General features: G+C 70.8%; 17 protein-coding genes, 1 pseudogene and 1 CRISPR repeat array (1 of these 19 cut by a window edge). Of the genes and pseudogenes, 9 read left to right on the top strand and 9 right to left on the bottom strand.

Going from position 1 to position 19,710, the window contains the following annotated elements:
• Nucleotides 1-15 precede the first annotated feature (15 nt).
• Both QM641_RS02540 and QM641_RS02535 read left to right on the top strand, forming a co-directional pair.
• A complete protein-coding gene (locus QM641_RS02540) occupies nucleotides 16-339 on the top strand; it encodes a hypothetical protein (RefSeq protein ID WP_415113119.1) in 324 nt (107 codons plus the stop codon).
• Nucleotides 329-487: pseudogene (locus QM641_RS02535) on the top strand (hypothetical protein); the annotation flags it as partial. The gene QM641_RS02540 and the pseudogene QM641_RS02535, both read left to right, overlap by 11 nt.
• Before the next feature lie 117 nt (nucleotides 488-604).
• On the opposite strand, the gene QM641_RS02530 reads toward QM641_RS02535, so the two are convergent.
• The 3 genes from QM641_RS02530 to QM641_RS02520 form a co-directional block, all read right to left on the bottom strand.
• Nucleotides 605-1,192, bottom strand: a complete 588-nt coding sequence (locus QM641_RS02530) for a hypothetical protein (protein WP_415113117.1) — start codon at nucleotides 1,190-1,192, stop codon at nucleotides 605-607.
• Nucleotides 1,193-1,237: 45 nt separating this feature from the next.
• Nucleotides 1,238-2,224, bottom strand: a complete 987-nt coding sequence (locus QM641_RS02525) for an intradiol ring-cleavage dioxygenase (RefSeq protein ID WP_415113115.1) — start codon at nucleotides 2,222-2,224, stop codon at nucleotides 1,238-1,240.
• A 121-nt stretch (nucleotides 2,225-2,345) separates the two neighbouring features.
• Complete coding sequence (locus QM641_RS02520) at nucleotides 2,346-2,540, bottom strand: hypothetical protein (RefSeq protein ID WP_415113113.1); 195 nt, start codon at nucleotides 2,538-2,540, stop codon at nucleotides 2,346-2,348.
• A gap of 124 nt (nucleotides 2,541-2,664) precedes the next feature.
• On the opposite strand from QM641_RS02520, the gene QM641_RS02515 reads away from it, so the two are divergent.
• Nucleotides 2,665-3,489 (top strand): SDR family oxidoreductase, encoded by an 825-nt coding sequence (locus QM641_RS02515; RefSeq protein WP_415113136.1) that lies wholly within the window; start codon nucleotides 2,665-2,667, stop codon nucleotides 3,487-3,489.
• Between the two features lie 88 nt (nucleotides 3,490-3,577).
• On the opposite strand, the gene QM641_RS02510 is transcribed toward QM641_RS02515, so the two are convergent.
• Together QM641_RS02510 and QM641_RS02505 are read right to left on the bottom strand one after the other, a co-directional pair.
• Nucleotides 3,578-4,228: a response regulator gene (locus QM641_RS02510; RefSeq protein ID WP_415113111.1), complete on the bottom strand. Its 651-nt coding sequence runs from the start codon at nucleotides 4,226-4,228 to the stop codon at nucleotides 3,578-3,580.
• Nucleotides 4,225-5,769 (bottom strand): sensor histidine kinase, encoded by a 1,545-nt coding sequence (locus tag QM641_RS02505; RefSeq protein ID WP_415113109.1) that lies wholly within the window; start codon nucleotides 5,767-5,769, stop codon nucleotides 4,225-4,227. The genes QM641_RS02510 and QM641_RS02505 overlap by 4 nt, the downstream gene beginning before the upstream one ends.
• 166 nt (nucleotides 5,770-5,935) lie before the next feature.
• On the opposite strand from QM641_RS02505, the gene QM641_RS02500 reads away from it, so the two are divergent.
• Both QM641_RS02500 and QM641_RS02495 read left to right on the top strand, forming a co-directional pair.
• Nucleotides 5,936-6,580 (top strand): hypothetical protein, encoded by a 645-nt coding sequence (locus QM641_RS02500; protein WP_415113107.1) that lies wholly within the window; start codon nucleotides 5,936-5,938, stop codon nucleotides 6,578-6,580.
• A 181-nt stretch (nucleotides 6,581-6,761) separates the two neighbouring features.
• A complete protein-coding gene (locus QM641_RS02495) occupies nucleotides 6,762-7,637 on the top strand; it encodes a Fic family protein (protein WP_415113105.1) in 876 nt (291 codons plus the stop codon).
• 147 nt (nucleotides 7,638-7,784) lie between these two features.
• Here QM641_RS02495 and QM641_RS02490 read toward each other — a convergent pair whose 3' ends face one another.
• Nucleotides 7,785-7,988: a hypothetical protein gene (locus QM641_RS02490; RefSeq protein ID WP_415113103.1), complete on the bottom strand. Its 204-nt coding sequence runs from the start codon at nucleotides 7,986-7,988 to the stop codon at nucleotides 7,785-7,787.
• 63 nt (nucleotides 7,989-8,051) lie between these two features.
• Here QM641_RS02490 and QM641_RS02485 point away from each other — a divergent pair, with 63 nt between their 5' ends.
• The 4 genes from QM641_RS02485 (at nucleotide 8,052) to QM641_RS02470 (ending at nucleotide 10,820) form a co-directional block, all read left to right on the top strand.
• A complete protein-coding gene (locus QM641_RS02485; protein ID WP_415113101.1) occupies nucleotides 8,052-8,228 on the top strand; it encodes a hypothetical protein in 177 nt (58 codons plus the stop codon).
• Between the two features lie 109 nt (nucleotides 8,229-8,337).
• Entirely contained in the window at nucleotides 8,338-9,762 is a 1,425-nt protein-coding gene (locus QM641_RS02480; protein ID WP_415113099.1) for an ATP-binding protein, read from the top strand.
• Nucleotides 9,763-9,866: 104 nt separating this feature from the next.
• The gene (locus QM641_RS02475; RefSeq protein ID WP_415113097.1) at nucleotides 9,867-10,394 is read left to right on the top strand and encodes a GNAT family N-acetyltransferase; all 528 of its coding nucleotides are present in this window, start codon (nucleotides 9,867-9,869) and stop codon (nucleotides 10,392-10,394) included.
• Nucleotides 10,395-10,424: 30 nt separating this feature from the next.
• The gene (locus tag QM641_RS02470) at nucleotides 10,425-10,820 is read left to right on the top strand and encodes a type II toxin-antitoxin system VapC family toxin (protein ID WP_415113095.1); all 396 of its coding nucleotides are present in this window, start codon (nucleotides 10,425-10,427) and stop codon (nucleotides 10,818-10,820) included.
• A 76-nt stretch (nucleotides 10,821-10,896) separates the two neighbouring features.
• On the opposite strand, the gene QM641_RS02465 is transcribed toward QM641_RS02470, so the two are convergent.
• The 3 genes from QM641_RS02465 to QM641_RS02455 all read right to left on the bottom strand — a co-directional run bounded on the left by QM641_RS02465 (nucleotide 10,897) and on the right by QM641_RS02455 (nucleotide 12,494).
• Complete coding sequence (locus QM641_RS02465) at nucleotides 10,897-11,334, bottom strand: hypothetical protein (protein ID WP_415113093.1); 438 nt, start codon at nucleotides 11,332-11,334, stop codon at nucleotides 10,897-10,899.
• A 195-nt stretch (nucleotides 11,335-11,529) separates the two neighbouring features.
• Nucleotides 11,530-12,126 (bottom strand): GNAT family N-acetyltransferase, encoded by a 597-nt coding sequence (locus tag QM641_RS02460; protein WP_415113091.1) that lies wholly within the window; start codon nucleotides 12,124-12,126, stop codon nucleotides 11,530-11,532.
• On the bottom strand, nucleotides 12,126-12,494 hold the full coding sequence (locus QM641_RS02455) for a hypothetical protein (RefSeq protein WP_415113089.1): 369 nt from the start codon (nucleotides 12,492-12,494) through the stop codon (nucleotides 12,126-12,128). The genes QM641_RS02460 and QM641_RS02455 overlap by 1 nt, the downstream gene beginning before the upstream one ends.
• Nucleotides 12,495-12,646: 152 nt before the next feature.
• Nucleotides 12,647-19,710: a CRISPR direct-repeat array (repeat unit 28 nt; unit sequence GTGCTCCCCGCCCCCGCGGGGATGATCC); it runs 1,598 nt beyond the window's last position.

Below are 19,710 nucleotides of genomic sequence, written 5' to 3'. Positions count from 1 at the left end.
CAAGAGGTCGATCCGATGCCGACGCCCACGACGCCACCGGAGCGCTGGCGGGGTCGTATCGACCCCGCGGTGACGCGGACGCGACGGGACGCGGCGGCGCGCAGCCTGCTCCTCCTCGTCGCCGAGTTCGGGCCCGCCGAGCTGCTGGACAGTCTGCTGGTGCGGCCTGGGCTGATCGCGCTGGCCCTATGGCTACTTCCGGGGACGCTGTGGGCGCTGCTGGTCGGCAAGGTCCTCGCCGACATCGTGTTCTACGTCATCGCCGCTGGCGCGTTCACCATCACGGAACGAGCCGGGCTGCGCCGGGGGTCCGGCACGCCGGAGAGAAGTGCTCGATGAACACGCTCAGAGCCCGGCGCGAGGCCGAGAGCGCGACTCTCTTCCGCTGATCCTGCCGGCCCCTGGCCCGGACGTCGCGCGAGGAGCGCTCGCACCGACCACTGTCGCAGGTCCGACGTGCGACTCTGCCGACATCGTGGCCCGCGACGTGCCGCTGCCGCCGCTCACCGTCGGCGATCTGCTGGTCAGTCCCGCGATGGGCGCGTACACGCGTCACGGCGACGACGTTCAACGGGCGAGCAGCGACGCCGATCGCCGTCGTTGCTCACGCCCCGGCAGAGCCGGGCGCTCCCGCAGCAGCGAGCGTCCGCTGTGGATCGCTGGGCGATTCCGGTGCAGGCTCCCCCTCGTCAGCTGCGGGCTCGGAGACCAGCACGCGGCGCGGGTGCCCGGACGACCCGCCCACGATCTTCCAGCGCGGCGCCGCCGGGGCCGTGGCATCCACGGCCTCGACAGCATCGACGGCCTCGACCGCGTCCGGGGCCTCCGTCGGGGCCACGGCGTCGACCTCAGCCTCGGCCTCGGCGATCTCGGGCACCGCGCCCTGCGGAGCTTGCCTCACCGCCTCCTGCGGAACCGTCGAGGATGGCGGTGCCACGGCCTCGTCACTCGCCATCGCTTCACGGATGATCTCGCGTGGATCGTAGAGCTTGAGCTGCTCGCGCCACTCCTGGGCGCTGAGCGGCACGCCGAGCTCGGCTTCGGTGCGGGCCTTCGCCGTGTCGGTGAGCGAGCGGAAGCCCCGCGCCAGAGAAGCCAGCTTCTCCGCGTAGACAGGCAGACGTTCCGGCCCCACGACGAGGGCAGCGAGCACACCGATGACGAGCAGCTTCTCGATGGTCAAGCCGAACATTCCTGGTCCTCCCCGTCGGTCGTCGCGGGCGCCGCGCGCGGTCGATCAGTTCGCGGGCGGCTGTCCGCCGGGTCCACCGGAACCACCGGGCGAGGAACCGCCCGTGGGGGCCGTCGTCGTGTCGACGCGAGCGACGAGAGAGGCGGTGTAGCCATCGGTGGTGTTGCCGCTGATGGTGGCCATCTGCAGGGCGGCGCTGTCGTCGCTGAACACGTTGTCGGTGGCCAGGGTGATCTGCGCGAGGTTCTGAGCCGAGCCGTCGTAGGCAGGCAGCACGTAGACGGCGTTCAGGACATCCTCCGGGAAAGCCATCTGCGACGTCGCGATCGCGTTCGCCGAATCGGTGATGGATGCCACGTCCGGGTAGACCTCGAAGTGGATGTGGGTCCACCGACCCGAGTAGCACCCGGGCAGGATCGAGCTGAACGTGACCCGGCCATTCGCGTCGGCGACCTGAACTCCGCGCAACCAGGTCTCGTTCTCGACACCCTCCGAGTACATCGAGTACAGACCCTGCGCGCTGCAATGCCACGCGTAGACCGCCGCGCCCTCCATCGGCGCGTCGCCGTTGGCCATATCGGTCACGACGATGGAGAAGTCGAGCGGGACGCCGTCGACCGGGCTGTCGGCGCCGATGCTCGAGCGGATGTCGGCGCGCACGATGCCCGACTGCTCGAGAATGTCGGGACCGTTGGAGCCGTCGCCCGGATAGGGACCGGCGGTCTCGTCGGGAATCTCCCCGGCCGGCAGTTCGATGCTGGCCGCCGTCTCCTCGGGCGTCGCCGTGGCGGTCGGCGTGGCCGTCGCCGTGGCGGTGGCCGTGGAGCTTCCCGCCTGCGCCGAGCAGGCGGTCAGCACGGCCGCCCCCAGCCCGGCCAGCCCGGCCCCGACCAGGGTGCGTCGGCTCATGAGGGTGCCGAGGTCGAAGCCGACACCCTGGTCGACGACCTCCTCGTCGGGACGATCGAGGAGGCGGCCCTCGTATGTCGGGCCGTCGGGGCTGTCTACGGGATCGGGGACTCGGGTGACCATGGCTGCTCCTCGGATAAGAAGGTCGGGATCGCGGGGTGCGTCCGGAGAACAGCATCCCGATCATTCCTGTGCGTAACCAATGACAGGACCGAGCCCCGGCTGAGCAGATCCGGCCGGTACCTCATGCGCGACCGAGCTCGGTGGTCGCGCAGACTCCGCGCATCACCGTCGCGACGATCCCCCGAACGTCGTCCTCAGACAGCACGCGTCGAGAGACGATCCCGAACACGAACACGCCCAGCAGCAGGTCTGCGACAGCAGCCGGGTCGACATCGAGGCGGACGGCATCGATCCGCTTTCCCTCCGTCAGCGACACCGACCGGAGCGAGAGGGAAGACGCCCTCGAGCACGCCCTCCGCGTAGCCTCGATATACGAGACGGAACGTCCATGAAATCCTGCGCCCGCGGGATCGCGCCGAAGGAGGCCCCCATTGTCCGAAGTGCTCGTCGTCATCGGTGTCGGCGGAATGGGTGAGACCATCGCCCGCCGTCTCGCTCCCGGACGCACCACCCTGCTCGCCGACTTCAACGACGACCTGCTCTTGCGTGTCGCAGAGTCCATGACCACCGACGGGTTCGACGTGCGCACCGCCCGCGTCGACGTCTCGTCCCGCGTGTCGGTCGAAGCCCTCGGCCGCACCGCCGGCTCCCTCGGCCCGGTCACGCAGGTCGTCCATACCGCCGGCGTCTCCCCGACCCAGGCGCCGCTGGATGCCGTGCTCAAGGTCGACCTGCTCGGCGTCGCTCACGTCCTCGACGCCTTCGCCGACGTCGTCGCCCCCGGAGCGGCCAGCGTCGTCATCTCCAGCTCGTCCAGCTATCTCTCGCCGCCGTTCACCCGGGAGCAGGAACAGCTCATCCGCAGCACGCCGGCAGAGGGACTGCTCGCCCTGCCCTTCCTGAGCCCCGAAGCCCTCGGCAGCGCGGGCGTCGCCTACGGAACCGCGAAACGCGCCAACCGCATCCAGGTGCAGCAGGCCAGCGGCACGTGGGGCGCGCGTGGCGCGCGCATCAACAGCGTCAGCCCCGGCGTCATCTCCACCGCGATGGGCCGGCTCGAGCTCGACAGCCCCTCCGGCCAGTTCATGCGCGCCATGGTCGAACACTCCGGCACAGGCCGAATCGGCACCCCCAGCGACATCGCGGACGCCGTCGTGTTCCTCCTCGGACCCCAGGCCACCTACATCACCGGCATCGACCTCCTCGTCGACGGCGGCAACATCGCCGCCGTCGCATCCGGACGGGTGCCGCTCCCCCAGCGCTGAAACTGGGCCTCGCCCCACGGTGCCGGGGGCGCATCACACGACTGCACTGTGGGTTCGAACGGTGCACCCCGGGACTCGCCGGCCACCGCTATGAGTCGACGAGCCTTGCGCGGTGGGCGAGCACGGCCGCTTGCACGCGGTCGCGTACGCCCAGCTTGAGCAGAACGTGCGCGACGTGCGACTTGACCGTCGTCTCGGCCATGTGCAGGTGGGCGGCGATCTCGGCGTTCGAGCGGCCCTGGGCGAGCGAACGCAGCACATCGTGCTCCCGCTCGGTCAGCTCGCGGTACCCCGGCGGCTCGGGCACCGGTTCCGGCCGCGCCGTGAAGCTGTCCACCAGCATCTCCAGCACGCGCGGGCTGAGGGTCGTGGCGCCCGCCGCGCAGTCCTTCACCGCGGCCACGAGGTCTTCCGGCTCGGTGGTCTTCAGGAGGAACCCGGCCGCGCCGGCACGCAAGGCATCCGCCACGTACTCATCGAGGTCGAACATCGTCAGCATCAGCACGCGCGTGGTCGGGAACAACCGATGCACCTGCGCCGTCGCCGCGATTCCGTTGCCGCCGGGCATCTCGATGTCCATCAGCACGACATGGGCCTCGGCCTCACCCAGCCGGACAAGGGCCTCGGGGCCGCTTGCGGCCTCGCCCACGACCTCGATCCCCGGATCGCTCGCGAGCACGGCCGAAAGCCCTGCCCGCACGAGCGAGTTGTCGTCCACGATCAGCACGCGCACGCTCATGTCGACATCCGCTCCAGCGGTACGGATGCCTCCAGCACGAACCCGCCGTCCGGGCCCGGCCCCGTCGTAAGGCTGCCTCCCGCAAGTTCGGTGCGCTCGCGCAGCCCCACCAGGCCATAGCCCGGTGCCGCGGTCGAGCCGTTGCCGGCATCCGAGATCGTGATCCGCACGGTGCCGCCGCGGCGCGTCACCACGACCCGTGCCTGCCGTGCGCCCGAGTGCCGCAGCACATTCGTCAGCGATTCCTGCGCGATACGCGCGAAAAGCGGTTGCAGCGCGCTCGGCACCTCTGCATCGCTGAACCGCACGTCCAGCCCGGCGAGCCGGAAACGGTCGACGATGTCGGCGACGGTCGCCTCCAGCGGCGCGCCCACGCCGATCGCCCCGAGCTCGGCGAGCGCGTCGTGCGCGACCTTGCCCGCGACCGCGAGCGCTTCGCGAGCCCGATCGGGATAGGCGGGCCACGAGATCCGGGCCGCGGCAGCCTGCACCGCCACCACGCCGACGGCGTGCGAAACCGTGTCGTGCAGCTCGCGCGCCATGGAGCCGCGTTGCATGGCGAGAGCGGCGTCGAGGGCCGGCCGCACGGCGTCGGTCCTGCTGCGCTCGCGGGTTCGCGCGGCATCTGCCCGTCCGCGAGCCCACCGCACGGCAAGGCCCGCCAGCGTGCCGATCGCAAGGAGCACGGCGGTGATCGGAGCGTTGTCAGGGTCGGTGCGCGCCACCGACCATACCACGGCCGCCGGGAAGAGAGTCAGCACAGCGATGGCCACCATGGGCGCGCTGTCGCGTGCGGCGCCGAACGACAGCAGGCCGAGCGTGGCGATCACCCAGAAGCCGCCGCTGACGCCGAGGCCGCCGAGCGCGGCCGCCATCCACACCGCGGCGCACAGGCCTGCGCCCAGCCAGGGGCGCCGGCGCCACCAGATCGTCGTGAGAGCCGCGATCACGCTCGCGACGGTCCAGAGGCCGGTTCCGGGTATCGGGCCCAGAGTCCGGTAGAGCAAGGATTCGCCGACGGCGAGCGCGGCGATGCCCAGCGCGATCGCGAGGTCGGCGTGCGGATGCCGCACCTCGGCCGCCGTCACGGGCAGGAGCCGCGGCTCGCCGTCGGACTGCCGCAGCATGCCCAGCCCGCGCCGCAGTTCCGCCGTGGCTTCGCGGCTGATCCGATGCACGCTTCGCGCCGCGAGCCCGATGTCTGCGGTCGCCTCCGCCGCACCAGCTGCGACATCCGCGACTTCAGCCAATGCGGCGCGAAGGCGCTGGTCGATGTCGGCGGCCAGCCGCGTGCGCTCCGCGGCGACCGCGGCCGCGACGAGTTCGTCATCGGCCAGCTCCCAGGCCCGCTGTGCCGAGTGCCGGGCGCGCCGGGCGTCGACCACCGCGCGGACGACGGCGGCGGCTACGCCAACGAGAGTGCCGATCATCACGCTGAGAAAGACCGCCTCGGCCGGCCCGACGCCCGACATCGCGGCGGCCACGGAACCGATCGCCACGCTTCCCAGCGCGACCACGAGCACCGTACGGCGTGGCGACATGCGCTCAGAATATGAACCGGCCGCGCGGGCGTCTACCTCCGAAAGGATGAGGCGCCCTCCCTCGCGCGGCGCGTGACTTTTCGCCCCCGAGACCGATGTGAGCGCGCTCACGCCGTCCGTAGGTTGGCGGCACGTGGCATCCGCCACTCGAACGAAGGGAGTCGCCATGGGCCTCACCGGATACCACCGCTTCGCGCTCGTCGCCAACCTCGCACTCGGTGCGATCGCACTCCTCGACGCGACCGTGCGCGGGATCACGGGCGACAACTGGTTCGTCGCCGAGGAGGCGAGCACGCTCGCGGTGCTGGGCGTGTGCGCCGTGCACGCGATCGCCTATGCCTCGCTCGTGGTCGTGCTGGTGCGCGAGAAGCCGTGTTTCCAGCGTGCGAACCGTTTCGCACGGGTGCTGCGGGTCGTGTTGCTGGTCTGCTTCAGCGTGCTGTGCGTCGGCTACACACTGCTCATCCCGCTCACCACCCTGCTGGAGGTCCCCGCCGACAGCCCCTTCCAGGTGGCCTCCGAGGCGTTCGCCACCACCGTGTTCATCGCCATGCTGCTCGGCGCGACTGTGCTCGGCTTCGCCCTGCTGCGCACCAATCCGACCGGCGTCGGTGGCCGCATCCTGCTGGCCGTCGTGCCCACTATCGCCCTGATGGTCGTGCTGGGGTTCGTGGCCCCCGACTGGTTGCACCCGGGGTATCTCGAAGCCGTCGTCGGTGTCGGAGTCGCGCTGCTCGGGGTCGGCGCGCCGGCCACAGCAGACGTCGTCGCGCGGGGGCGCCGCCAACGCCGCTACTCCACCGAAACGTGAGCGGAGCGTATCCACACGGCGGCTCATGACTACTCCATGAGGAGAGGGGGCCACGTGGAGATGAGTAGCGCGACGATCGTGGTGGCGGCGAACTCGCGACCGGCCGCACCGTGAATCTACTGATATTCGTTCTTTGATTCACGGTAACCTGACGGCAGGGCGGTGGGCAATGATCAATCAGGTGACGACGGCCCGCATCGACGCACTGTGGGCGCGGTATCGAGAGCTGGCGGCGCAGCATCCGGATGCGCTCACCGAGATCGCGTTGGCCGAAGTGCCCGAGGCCGTGCACCAGTCGAACGCGATCGAGAACTCCTCCCTCACGCTGGACGACACCGAGCGGATCCTCGAAGGCCGGCTGCCGCGGGGGACACATGAGCTGCGCGAGGTCTTCGAGGCGAGCAACCTCGCGCGCGTGACCACCGAACTGCTGCAGGCGACGGAACCGCTGACCTCCGACCTGATCCTGCGCTGGCATCGGGAACTGCTCACCGGCATCCGCGACGACGCCGCAGGCCGGTTCCGGAGCAGCAATGAGTGGGTGCGTGTCGGCGCCCATCTGGGGGCCAACCCAGCGTTCGTCCCCGAACTCGTCGACCGAGCGCTCGAGCGCTACCGGAGCGGTCCGCCCGACGGCGTGCTGGAGCGCATCGCGTGGTTCCACTGCGAGTTCGAGGTCATCCACCCCTTCGTCGATGGCAACGGCCGGATCGGGCGGGTGCTGATCAATCACCAGCTGCTGCGACAGGGCCTGCCTCCCGTGATCGTGCGGGCACGCGGGCGGCATACCGAGTACTACCCGGCGCTCGAGGCGTACCGACGCACCGACCGGCACGACGCGATGACTCGGCTGCTTACGCTGCTCGTACTCGAAGCGCTTCACAAGCGGCTCGCACTGGTCACCAGCCGCGACATCATCCCACTCGCCGACTGGGCTCGCGCCGCCGCCATTCGCAGCAACGTCGCCGCGAACAAGGCCAAGCGACAGACGATCCCCGCCTTCCGAATGCGAGACCGCTGGATGATCGCGGCCGAATACCGGGAGCCGACGCGATGAGCAGCAGCGGCCGGTGGTAGGGCGACTTCCGGGAGGATGCCACGACAACGACGACCCGAAAGAGTGTCCGTATCGAGCGACATCCAGTATCGGCGCGCACCGTTCCGGACGGCCAGCGATGCGCGAGCGGGGTGCCGCCGCGGCGTCTCAGGCGCGCCCGAGCGCCATCTCCAGCAGCGACACCGCCATCCGGTCGGTCGAATCCACGCGGGGGTCCCAGCCGGTCGCGACGAGCTGCTGGTAGCCCACGACGGACGCGGTCACGGCGATCGCGCGGCGACGAGCCTCGTCCTCGTCGAGACCGAGTTCGGTGAGGATGCCGGCAATGTACGAGACGCGACGCTCCGTCACCCGCGCCACCCGATCGGCGACCCCGTTGCGCTCCGCCGCCGCGTCCGCGGCGGCGAGATCTACATGCGGCTGATCACGCGGACCCGGTTCGTGAAGCGCTCCGGCGGCGCCATCACGATCGCCGAGGTCCGCGAACAGCTCGGCACGATCCCCGACGAGGTCCCGGAGTGGGTGTACGACTGGGCGGACGCGTCGCGCCTGGCCTCGACGAAGCAGCGGCTCGTCAGTGACTGGGCGTAGCGGTCGAGGCGCGAGGCTTGATCTCGGCGCTCGGCCCAGCGCCTGCCGAGTTCGTGGGCGCCAGCGTGCACTGAGCACACTATTACTCTAAAAGTTTTATAGTGTTTCCATGTCAACCAATGAGGTCGATCGCGCGCTCAACGCCGATATCCATCAGCGCGCGGCACAGTTGCTCGCCCTTCCCGAGGATCAGTGGTTCGAGCGCAAGTCGATACGCATCGCCCCGAAGGACCTCGCGAAAACCCTGTGCGCGATGGGGAACGCCGAGGGCGGCACAGTGATCATCGGACTCAGCAACGGTTCGGTCGAGGGGACCAGGAACCACGCGAAGGCGGTGAACGCGCTACGCCAGGCATCCATGGACCACACCTCACCCCCGGTGCGAACGCACTTCAGCACCGTGGGCTGTATCAACGACTCACAGGGGATGGACAATCTCCTGATCGCGCACGTGCAGCCCGGCGAAGCCGTACACGAGATGACGAACGGCGACTGCTACCTCCGCGTTGGAGACGAGTCGCGCAAGCTGGGCTTCGCCCAACGACAGGAGCTGCACTTCGACCGCGGCGTCGCGCAGTTCGACGGATCCCCGGTGTCCGATGTGACGGCCGCCGACCTCGATCCCGCTCTTCTACGGCACTACCGCGCAAGCGCCGACTTCAGCGGTACGAACACGCAGCTGCTACGCAACCGCGGACTGCTGACATCGTCAGGTGACGTCACCGCGGCCGGATACCTGCTGTTCGCGCCGAACCCCATCGAGCGCTTTCCGCACGCCGTTGTCCGAGTCGTGCGATATCGCAGCACGAGCCGGGGGACAGGAGCAGATCTCAACGTGGATGCGGGCTTCGATGAGCGTGTCGAAGGCCCGATCCCGACGGCCATCAATCGAGCGCGGTCCCTGATCGACGCCTGGCAGCCACGGCGAACCCGCCTGTCGGGTGGCATATTCGCGGATGAGCCCGTCGTCCCTCCTGACGCGTGGATGGAGGGGCTCGTCAACGCGGTCGTCCATCGCTCCTACAGCCTCGCCGGCGATCACGTGCGCGTGGAGATATTCCCAGACCGCATCGAGATCACGAGCCCCGGACGCTTTCCCGGTCTGGCAGATCCGACCCGGCCACTCGACATCAGCCGCTACGCGAGGAATCCGCGCATCGCTCGAGTATGCACGGACCTCCGGATCACGAGGGAACTGGGTGAAGGCATTCGCCGAATGTTCGACGAGATGCGCGATCGAGGTCTCACCGACCCGGCATACAGACAAGGCTCCGGATCCGTCACCCTCATTCTCTCAGCGCTGTCCCGCCTCCCCGACGTCGTTCTTCAGCGCCTCCCCCGCGGAGCGACCGAAACGCTGAGCACTCTGCGGGCGGCCAGACAGCCGTTGGGAACCGGTGACCTGCTCGGGCTGACCGGGCTCAGCCGCCCCACACTGGTCAAGCAACTCAATGCGCTCCGAGACGAACGGCTGGTGCTGTGGACGGGCAAGTCCCCCAAAGACCCCCGCGCGACGTGGGAACCGGTGGAGTAGGCGCGGATCGGACAACCGGGGTCAGATCGTCGACGTCGCGGCGCCCGACGAGGCGGCGCGAGGCGCGAGCGACTCCGGGACGGCACGGCACCTATCATCGGGCCATGGCCCCTCCGATCGTCGTGCGCCCGGCCCGCATCGACGACGTCCCCGCGCTGGCTCGCGTGATCGTCACGTCGTGGCGCGAGACGTACCGCGGGATCATGCGCGACGAGGTGCTGGACGACCCCGACCTCGTCGCCGCGCGCGAGCGGTTCTGGACCGCGGTCTTCGAGGACGAACGGTACGCGGCCAACCGCGCGAGCGTCGCCGAGCGCGACGGCGAGGTGATCGGCGTGGCGATGTCGGGGGTGCCGTTGGACACGGATGCCACGTGGCCGAGGCAGCTCTACGTGCTCTACGTGCTCGCGGCGGAGCACGGCAGCGGCGCCGGCCACACGCTGCTCGAGGCCGTCGCGCCCGCGGGCGAGGACGTGGCGCTCTGGGTGGCCGACCCCAACCCGCGCGCGCAGGCCTTCTACCTCGCGCACGGGTTCGCCTTCGACGGCGCCGTCAAGATCGAGGACGGGGTGACTGAGCTCCGCATGGTGCGGGTCGCGAGGCCCGGCGAAGGCGTCCGCCAAGCTGGCTAGCTACCTGGCTAGGATGCGCGAGGCGCGGGCGTGATCTATGTCGACGCGTGCCTGCTCAGCAACGCGATGGAGGACGAAGGCGAGCTCGGTCGTCGGACGCGCGCCCTGCTCAGCAGGCGGGACGAGGTCTTCACGATCAGTCCGTTGGTGATGTTGGAAGCTCTCGTCCTCCCCCTCCGAGCGGATGCCGCGGAGAGACGCGTCAAGCAAGAGAGCCTGTTCGCCGAGTTCGTCGTCCTCGGCATCGATGATGCGGCCTACCTGCTCGCCGCCGAGGTGCGGGCAGCGAGCCCGGGCCTGAAGACAGTCGACGCACTCCACGTCGCCATCGCGCAGCTCGGCGGATGCGCGGCCCTGTGGACGAACGACCAGCGGCTCGCCACGGCATCGGCCGGCTTCGCCGTCAACGTGATCGGGGCGAGGTAACCGCCGACGGATCGATCCCTCGCCCGTGGCTGATCAGGACAGGACCATTCGAGGGCGCCGACCGTGGCATCCGGGCTCACATGAGGTCGTCGGGCGCGATCATCCGCAGCCCGCCGCTGTGCAGCAGGAGCTGAGCGCGCACCCGAGCGCCCTCGTCCCGGAGCGCCGCGCCGAACGCGCGCGCCCAGGCGCGGGTCTCGACGTCGATCGTGTCGTCGCCCTCCCGCTCCCAGACCACCACGAGCTCGGCCGCGTCGACCGTGCGCACGATGTGCGCGAAGCGGGCGCCGAAGACCTCGGCGACCGTGCGCTCTCCCAGATCGTCGGTCGTTATCGGAAGCGAGGGGTCGGTCGGGTAGTCGTCGTTGGGCATGATCGGGTCGGCGATGCGGCCGTCCTCATCGAGGAAGAAGATCCAGAGCTGGCGTCGAATCGCCGTCTCCAGCAGCTGAGCGAGGAACGCCGTGAGCGTGGCGTCGTCGGTGAGTCGTGGGGTCTCGAGGTGTGTCGTCATGCCGACGAGCATGGCCCGCGGGGGCAGTGCCGTGGGGGTGTTTGGCCGAATCGGTGGACAGTTTCGCGAAATCGCCGATTGTGGAGGAGTTCACGCTCCAACCAACTGCGTACTCAGTTGGAGCGTGCGCCGGACGCTCCAACTGCAGTTGCTCCCCCGTCGGTCGCCCGGTGGAGAGGGCCAGACCCAGGTGGATCAGAGCTTCGCGGTCATCTGGACGCGACGGCCCAGGGCGGTGAGGCCGAGCTCGTCCTCGTGCGCCGCGAGCGCGAGCTGGAACTCGGTCGTCGGGCTGGTCTCGACGAAGCCGCACGTGGCGTAGAACGGGGCGTTCCACGGCACCTTCGCGAAGGTCCGGAGGGTCAGGCGCTCGTAGCCGCGGGCGCGCGCCTCGGCCTTGGCCGCCTCGACGAGCGCACGGCCGTACCCGCGTCGCGCATGCGCAGGGTCGACCGAGACCTGTTCGAGGTGCGCCAGGCCGTCGGCCTCCAGGACGTGCACGAAGCCGATGGCGTGGTCGGCGGCATCCGTCACGATTAGGACGAAGCCCGGCTCTTCCAGCCTCGACCTGCCAGGCGGCGCCGGATGCCACGTCTCGGGCCGCAGCAGTTCGACGAGCAGCGCGTCGGCGGCGTTCTCGATCTGTTCGATGCGCGCGGCGTCGTCGAGACGGGCGGGACGGATGCTTGTGGGCACGGTCGCCAGCTTATGGGCGCGGGCGGGGCTCTTGGTGGCATCCAGCCCGCGGCCCACCCGTACGACGCCGCTGACGCTCTCCAGGCGCTGCCGCATCAGAAGCCGCCGGGCAGAACTCCCAACTGCGAGCGCACTGCGGCGCCCTCCTCGGCGTCGAGCCATGCAAACTCGTAGTCTCCGCTATGGACACCGTCCGGCCGGGTGAAACGCCCATGCCGCATTTCGTCCACAGTCAGCCACGGTGGATAGTCCTCGGTGGACTGCTCGCGGGTGCCGTCCGCCCAGATGACGATGTACCAGACCCACCACTGCAGACGCAGCGGGGAGCCCGGCGACCAGAACTCTGTCACCGTGGTCATGATGTGGCCCGCGACCGCGCCCTCGCGCCGTAGGACGCCTACGCCGTCGCGAAACGGCGTCAGGGTCGCATCCGGCCGCGGCGGCTTGATCAGCCCCATGTCCACCTCCACGAGTCTCGCCGGAATGTCAGCGATACGCCCTCACCGCCCGAGGAGGCCACGCCGCCCGGCCCGCGCCCCGATCCGGACGTGCCCGTCGGTTGTCAAAAGTGAGCTCACTCCATGGGGTCGTCGATAGAATACCCAGATCAGCAAGTGTGCTCCCCGCCCCCGCGGGGATGATCCCCACGGAAGGCATCATCATGACCTGGCTCCACAGTGCTCCCCGCCCCCGCGGGGATGATCCGGCGATGGGACGCACCACAATCTCTCTGTCCAAGTGCTCCCCGCCCCCGCGGGGATGATCCCTCTCGCTGCGGATACGCGACCATCATTGCGTGGTGCTCCCCGCCCCCGCGGGGATGATCCCTCCTGTGGAGACGCACGATAGAGGCCGTCAGGGTGCTCCCCGCCCCCGCGGGGATGATCCGCGGGTACGCAGAAAGTGTCACTTTCTGGGGGGGTGCTCCCCGCCCCCGCGGGGATGATCCGGGCTCCCGCGAGCTCATCGACCGCACAATTTCGTGCTCCCCGCCCCCGCGGGGATGATCCCCTCATGTCCACTACAGCAGCTACCAAGGCCGCGTGCTCCCCGCCCCCGCGGGGATGATCCGGCGGGGAGGTGGAGAGTAACACTTTCCGGGGGGTGCTCCCCGCCCCCGCGGGGATGATCCCCTCTCGACGAACCCGTCCGTGGAGACGGTGTCGTGCTCCCCGCCCCCGCGGGGATGATCCGCCGACAGGTCCGCGGACCGCCAGCGGGCCGCCGTGCTCCCCGCCCCCGCGGGGATGATCCCTGGAGCGCCTGGAGCGCCTGGAGCGCCTGGAGGTGCTCCCCGCCCCCGCGGGGATGATCCGGCCGACCGGAAGGGGGAGCTCGTCCCCGGCCAGTGCTCCCCGCCCCCGCGGGGATGATCCCCCCGCCCCACAGGGCGTGGGCGGCACGCTCAGGTGCTCCCCGCCCCCGCGGGGATGATCCGTCCACCGTCTCCGACTACCGACCGCTCAGTGCGTGCTCCCCGCCCCCGCGGGGATGATCCGCCGGGAAAGAGCGGGCCACCCGCATCGATCAGGTGCTCCCCGCCCCCGCGGGGATGATCCGTGGTCACGCGGAGGACTTCAAGCGCCTGCGTGGTGCTCCCCGCCCCCGCGGGGATGATCCGTGAGCGCGCTGTGGCACTACCTGAGCACGCCGGTGCTCCCCGCCCCCGCGGGGATGATCCCGAGGATATCCAGCCCGTCTTCGGCCCCCTCATCGTGCTCCCCGCCCCCGCGGGGATGATCCCCATTATGGTTGTTGGCTCACTAATGTCTGTCAGTGCTCCCCGCCCCCGCGGGGATGATCCCAACGACACGAGTTCTTGTCCAATTTTTCGATGGTGCTCCCCGCCCCCGCGGGGATGATCCACATCATTTACGGCCATTTTGTATTTACCCTTCGGTGCTCCCCGCCCCCGCGGGGATGATCCTGAGGCCCTATGGAGACGCACGATCGAGGCCGTCAGTGCTCCCCGCCCCCGCGGGGATGATCCCCTTTCTGGGCGGCCGCGTCCGCCCTTCCGCGTGTGCTCCCCGCCCCCGCGGGGATGATCCCAGCCTGGCCGGCACATCCGTCGCCGTGTCCGTGTGCTCCCCGCCCCCGCGGGGATGATCCCGTGGTCAGGGTCGGCAGTCACGCTTAAGCCCGGTGCTCCCCGCCCCCGCGGGGATGATCCGGGTTCCAAGGACCTCATCGGCCGTACGGTTTCGTGCTCCCCGCCCCCGCGGGGATGATCCGTCCACCATCTCCGACTACCGACCGCTCAGTGCGTGCTCCCCGCCCCCGCGGGGATGATCCCCTCCTGGTCTACGACAAGCGCGTGCGCAAGCCGTGCTCCCCGCCCCCGCGGGGATGATCCGGTCACGGGGCCGGAGAGCGTGCCGTCGGCGTCGTGCTCCCCGCCCCCGCGGGGATGATCCCTTCCCGACCGTGTCGCCCGTCGCCGCGGACCTGGTGCTCCCCGCCCCCGCGGGGATGATCCGCCGTGGCCCGGGACTGCGCCTGCATGCCAAGGGTGCTCCCCGCCCCCGCGGGGATGATCCGCGTTACCTTCCACAGCGTAGCTCACAGCAACGGTGCTCCCCGCCCCCGCGGGGATGATCCCGCTGTGCGCGGTCCCGCCGCTGCGATGGCCGAGTGCTCCCCGCCCCCGCGGGGATGATCCGCCCCAGCTCCGGGTGTCGCTCCACCTGCCGGCGTGCTCCCCGCCCCCGCGGGGATGATCCCGTCATCCGCCCCCGCACCTGGTCGAGCAGGAAGTGCTCCCCGCCCCCGCGGGGATGATCCCGAGTCACGATGGACGGTGAGGATGCCGCTGCTGTGCTCCCCGCCCCCGCGGGGATGATCCCACGGGGGACGTCGCCTCACTGGCGAGCACGTAGTGCTCCCCGCCCCCGCGGGGATGATCCCCCTACAACAGTGGGCTGTTCTAATGTCATGACGTGCTCCCCGCCCCCGCGGGGATGATCCCACGGGAACCTCTAATGCTAACAGCGAGAATGAGTGCTCCCCGCCCCCGCGGGGATGATCCCGGAGATCATGGCCGAGGTGCAGGGGCTCGTCCGTGCTCCCCGCCCCCGCGGGGATGATCCCTCGTACGCCCACAGCTCCCCGGATGCGTGGACGTGCTCCCCGCCCCCGCGGGGATGATCCCTTCCAGCCGTGCTCCGTCCGCCGCTCGGGGTGGTGCTCCCCGCCCCCGCGGGGATGATCCTCCGCGCCGGCACGACTCCGCCGAGCTGGTGGCGTGCTCCCCGCCCCCGCGGGGATGATCCGGATTCGTCCGTGGAGCCTTTGCCCGGGGTGGTGAGTGCTCCCCGCCCCCGCGGGGATGATCCCCCACCGGCCACGCGTACCTTAGTGACACCCCGGTGCTCCCCGCCCCCGCGGGGATGATCCGTCGATGCCGACACCGAGAGCGTCCAGCGCCTCGTGCTCCCCGCCCCCGCGGGGATGATCCCTGCTCGCGAAGAGCGGTGGCGGACTCTCCGACGTGCTCCCCGCCCCCGCGGGGATGATCCGCATCGCATCGCGGAGCGGTGGCAGACCCCCTTGTGCTCCCCGCCCCCGCGGGGATGATCCGTCCCGCATCGCGTCCAGGGTCTGGGTGAAGGTGTGCTCCCCGCCCCCGCGGGGATGATCCCCGGCCGCCGCCAGTGCGGCGCCGAGCCACCAGCGACCGGGCCAGAGCGTGCTCCCCGCCCCCGCGGGGATGATCCTGCCCAGCCCTGCGGACTGGCCCACCGAGGCGGGGTGCTCCCCGCCCCCGCGGGGATGATCCCGTTCCGCGGGCGGGGTCGAAGAACCACTGATCGTGCTCCCCGCCCCCGCGGGGATGATCCGGCTTGGCCGACGCCGTCATCGCATCCCGGCTGGTGCTCCCCGCCCCCGCGGGGATGATCCCGCTCAGAGCGTGCCGAAGCTCAAGGCCCGGCGGTGCTCCCCGCCCCCGCGGGGATGATCCGAAATTTTTGGTGCTATGACGCCTGAGGTGCAGGTGCTCCCCGCCCCCGCGGGGATGATCCGCATTTAGGGGGTTCTCCTGGTCGGGAAGCGACGTGCTCCCCGCCCCCGCGGGGATGATCCGGTCGCGAGCGTGGGGCGGGAGCCGGCGTCGGTGTGCTCCCCGCCCCCGCGGGGATGATCCGGGCGATAACATCACCACCCTCGTCGTCCGCGAGTGCTCCCCGCCCCCGCGGGGATGATCCGGCGCGCGCGGCATACTCGCCGTCACGCCCCCCGTGCTCCCCGCCCCCGCGGGGATGATCCCGCGGCGACGACCCGGTCCACGCATACCGGGTAGTGCTCCCCGCCCCCGCGGGGATGATCCGCGTGCAGACCGCCTGCAGCATCCGGACCACGCGTGCTCCCCGCCCCCGCGGGGATGATCCCGCGGTGTGGGACGTCCCCGGCGGCGGCATCCGGTGCTCCCCGCCCCCGCGGGGATGATCCCATCGGCCTGATGGTCGTCTTCGACACCGAGCAGTGCTCCCCGCCCCCGCGGGGATGATCCCTTCAATGCCGCGATGGAGCAGGGCCAGATCACGTGCTCCCCGCCCCCGCGGGGATGATCCCGCCGTGGGAGGCGGGTCCGCCGAGACCTTCCAGTGCTCCCCGCCCCCGCGGGGATGATCCGGTGTGGGCGCCCGAATGGCTGCGCGAGGCGATGTGCTCCCCGCCCCCGCGGGGATGATCCGGATTCGTCCGTGGAGCCTTTGCCCGGGGTGGAGTGCTCCCCGCCCCCGCGGGGATGATCCCAGCTTCTTCACCGGGGACGCTCTCCCGACCGGGTGCTCCCCGCCCCCGCGGGGATGATCCGCGTTCGACCGGGGCGCGGTCGGATACGACTACGTGCTCCCCGCCCCCGCGGGGATGATCCCAGCGAGAGGCGCCAGGCGCTCGCCCCCATGTCGTGCTCCCCGCCCCCGCGGGGATGATCCGTTCAACGCGGGGTTTGGTGACGATATCCTCCGGTGCTCCCCGCCCCCGCGGGGATGATCCCTCGTCGGGGTGACCGAAGCAGCGGGCATGCTCGTGCTCCCCGCCCCCGCGGGGATGATCCGCGGTGGTTATTGCGCTTGACGAATCAGCCGCCACGAGTGCTCCCCGCCCCCGCGGGGATGATCCCTAACACAGCTCTGGCTGAAAGGTATGTCCCACGTGCTCCCCGCCCCCGCGGGGATGATCCGCACTTTCGGTGCGGCCCAGATTAGCAACGACGGGTGCTCCCCGCCCCCGCGGGGATGATCCGACGGGGTGCGGGCAGGTCTCGGCTGCTGACCCGTGCTCCCCGCCCCCGCGGGGATGATCCCAGGCCCTTGCGGTCCCACTCGATGCGATCCGGGTGCTCCCCGCCCCCGCGGGGATGATCCCCTGCGCGGCGCGTGGAGCATCTGGCTCGCGATGTGCTCCCCGCCCCCGCGGGGATGATCCCAATTGCATCAGCATGACCGACGCCGGCTCCCGGTGCTCCCCGCCCCCGCGGGGATGATCCCCGGAACACCGTCCCGGTCGGGTCGAGGGACACGTGCTCCCCGCCCCCGCGGGGATGATCCCTACTACTGACGTCTCCCACAGCTTGATTTCCTGTGCTCCCCGCCCCCGCGGGGATGATCCGGGCCTGCCGAACAAGGCCGTGATGCGCAGCATGTGCTCCCCGCCCCCGCGGGGATGATCCGTGCCTTGACGACCTCGCCCTGCGCGGCGATGAGTGCTCCCCGCCCCCGCGGGGATGATCCCGCGTTGTCCGATTCGCTGTCCAACGCGTTGGAGTGCTCCCCGCCCCCGCGGGGATGATCCGGCGGCGTCCCAGCTGGTGAGCAGGCGCGCCCCGTGCTCCCCGCCCCCGCGGGGATGATCCGCCCGCCTCTGCCCGCTTGCGATCGACGGCGGCGTGCTCCCCGCCCCCGCGGGGATGATCCCCAGCGCTACACCTCGGCGATCGTCAAGGCGTGGTGCTCCCCGCCCCCGCGGGGATGATCCCCGTCCGGACGGCGACTGCCACCCCGAGGCGACGTGCTCCCCGCCCCCGCGGGGATGATCCGGGGTAGAGCGCCCGGACCCGAGGCCCCGCCTGGTGCTCCCCGCCCCCGCGGGGATGATCCCCCTCACACCTGTACTCGGTTCAAACGGAAAGGGTGCTCCCCGCCCCCGCGGGGATGATCCCTAGTTCAATCGTCAGATAACGCCAGCCAGTCCGTGCTCCCCGCCCCCGCGGGGATGATCCCCGGGCGTGTCACTGTAACGGAATCGTCCGGTGGTGCTCCCCGCCCCCGCGGGGATGATCCCGCGTAGTCGCCGCAGTACCGCCGCCACACGTCGTGCTCCCCGCCCCCGCGGGGATGATCCCTGCACGCGGTACTTGTTCACGGTCACCCGTTGGTGCTCCCCGCCCCCGCGGGGATGATCCCCGCGCCGTGCGGAGAGAGGCGGCGACCATGTCGTGCTCCCCGCCCCCGCGGGGATGATCCGGACATGGCCAAGAGCGGCCAGGGGGGTGTCGCGTGCTCCCCGCCCCCGCGGGGATGATCCCCATCATGTCTGACACCATCGTCCTCGCTCGCGGTGCTCCCCGCCCCCGCGGGGATGATCCGTTACACACGCTGGAAAATGCTTAAGGTCAAAAGTGCTCCCCGCCCCCGCGGGGATGATCCCGCGTCGATCGCAGGATCCCCCGTGTGAGGGTCGTGCTCCCCGCCCCCGCGGGGATGATCCCCCTTCCGGTGTGCCATGGTCGGCACCGAGCAGGTGCTCCCCGCCCCCGCGGGGATGATCCCACTGGGATCGCGGGGCGTTGTGTCGTTGTCAGGTGCTCCCCGCCCCCGCGGGGATGATCCACAGTGCGGTGATCGCGGCCGGCGGCTGCTGCTGTGCTCCCCGCCCCCGCGGGGATGATCCCTGGAACCACGCGCCTTCACGGAGCGTGGCCTGGTGCTCCCCGCCCCCGCGGGGATGATCCGACCCCTCGAACCCTGGCCTGTACATCCTGGCCGTGCTCCCCGCCCCCGCGGGGATGATCCCACCGACGGCACACACGGAGTGTCGCTGCTCGTGTGCTCCCCGCCCCCGCGGGGATGATCCCGCCCCGAACGTCACGATCCGCAACTGCGTGATGTGCTCCCCGCCCCCGCGGGGATGATCCCGGGGCGGCTCCCCCTCCCGCCACAGCGGCGGCGTGCTCCCCGCCCCCGCGGGGATGATCCCCTCGCTGTCACGGACGCGAAGGTCGCGACCGGGTGCTCCCCGCCCCCGCGGGGATGATCCCGAACACGTTCGGGGCATCCATCACCACATTCAGTGCTCCCCGCCCCCGCGGGGATGATCCCTCGGCCATCAGCTCTCCCGGTGGGTGTCGGTGGTGCTCCCCGCCCCCGCGGGGATGATCCTGGAAGGACCTGTACCGTCCGTTCGAGCTCTGGGTGCTCCCCGCCCCCGCGGGGATGATCCCCAGGTCATCTGCGCGGCCGCGAACCGTGACCAGTGCTCCCCGCCCCCGCGGGGATGATCCCCTCCCGGTCCACGACGAGTGCGTGCGCAAGCCGTGCTCCCCGCCCCCGCGGGGATGATCCCGAGATGCCGAGACTCTACGACGATGCTGACGCGTGCTCCCCGCCCCCGCGGGGATGATCCGTCCTCGGACCGCCAGCGGGCCGCCAACTCGATGTGCTCCCCGCCCCCGCGGGG

This window comes from Microbacterium sp., assembly GCF_047605725.1.
Taxonomy (GTDB): Bacteria; Actinomycetota; Actinomycetes; order Actinomycetales; family Microbacteriaceae; genus Microbacterium.
The sequence above is the reverse complement of the archived record's forward strand: the minus strand, read 5'-3'. Positions and strand labels throughout refer to the sequence as shown.